This window comes from Streptomyces sp. NPDC059456, assembly GCF_042750055.1.
Taxonomy (GTDB): domain Bacteria; phylum Actinomycetota; class Actinomycetes; order Streptomycetales; family Streptomycetaceae; genus Streptomyces.
Genome location: NZ_JBHYVA010001102.1, coordinates 1 through 1,433 on the forward strand (window position 1 = coordinate 1; position 1,433 = coordinate 1,433).

The 1,433-nt window shown below is 73.2% G+C and carries 1 protein-coding gene; it reads left to right on the top strand.

The window, feature by feature from the left end:
• Positions 1 to 449: 449 nt before the first annotated feature.
• A complete protein-coding gene (locus tag ACFXA3_RS42480) occupies positions 450 to 1,301 on the top strand; it encodes a hypothetical protein (RefSeq protein WP_385196884.1) in 852 nt (283 codons plus the stop codon).
• Positions 1,302 to 1,433 lie beyond the last annotated feature (132 nt).

A 1,433-nucleotide genomic window follows, 5' to 3' on the forward strand; every position in this document is an offset into this window, starting at 1 on the left:
GTCCCTCCTACCCGCGTCGTGATGACCGTGGTGGCGACCGTCCGTCGTACCCGCGCCGCGACGACCGTGGTGAGCGTCCCTCCGGTGGCGGTTTCCGTCGTGACGACCGGGGCGAGCGTCCCTCGTACCCCCGTCGTGATGACGACCGCGGTGGCCGTCCCTCGTACCCGCGCCGTGATGACGACCGTGGTGGTTTCCGTGGCGGTCGTGACGACCGTGGTGGCGACCGCCCGTCCTACCCGCGCCGCGACGACCGCGGTGGCGACCGTGGCGGGTTCCGCGGCCGTGATGACCGTGGTGGCGACCGCGGTGGCTACCGTGGCGGCCGCGATGACCGCGGCGGTGACCGCGACTACCGTGCGGACCGCGACCGGGACCCGGTCAAGCGGCTTCCGATCGACGAGGATGTCACCGGTCTGGAGATCGACTCGGATGTCCGCCAGGAGCTCCTGAGCCTGCCCAAGGGGCTCGCCGAGGAGGTCTCCCGCAATCTGGTCATGGTGGCCCGGCTGATCGACGAGGACCCGGAGCAGGCGTACGCGTACTCGCGCATCGCCCTGCGCCTGGCCTCCCGCGTCGCCGCCGTCCGCGAGGCCGCCGGCTTCGCCGCGTACGCCACGCAGAAGTACAGCGAGGCGCTCGCGGAGTTCCGCGCCGCCAAGCGCATGACCGGATCCGTCGAGCTGTGGCCCGTCATGGCCGACTGCGAGCGCGGCCTCGGCCGCCCCGAGCGCGCGCTGGCCATGGCCGGCGAGCCCGAGGTGCAGAAGCTGGACAAGGCCGGCCAGGTCGAGATGCGCCTGGTCGCCGCCGGCGCCCGGCGGGACATGGGGCAGCTCGACGCCGCCATCGTGACCCTGCAGAGCCCGGAGCTGGCCTCCAACTCCGTCCAGCCGTGGACCGCGCGCCTGCGCTACGCCTACGCCGACGCGCTGCTGGCGGCCGGCCGTGAGGACGAGGCGCGCGAGTGGTTCGCCAAGACGGTCGAGGCGGACAAGGACGGCTCGATGGACGCCTCCGACCGGCTCGCCGAGCTGGACGGCGTCGAGTTCGTCGACGCGCTCGCGGGCGATGAGTCCGACGACGTCGACGACATCGACGACGAGGACGACGAGCAGGACGCCGCCGAGGTGGCTGCCGCCGAGCGCGCGTCCGACCAGGCCGAGTACTACGACGAGGACGACGAGGAGTACGAGCCCCTCGAGCGTTCCGCGGCGGACGCCGACGCCGACGTCACCGACGAGATCGCCGTCGTCGAGGACGAGGACGAGGGCGACGCCCAGGCCCGCGACAAGGCCTGAACGCCGGACCGGCTGAACTGAGAAAGGGCGGCACCCCTCCGGGGGGGGCGCCCCTTAACGTATACCGGGGCCGAGCGGGCGGCCCCGGCTGGGGCCCGGTGAATTCAAGCGGGCCCGGTACATGGCCGTGGG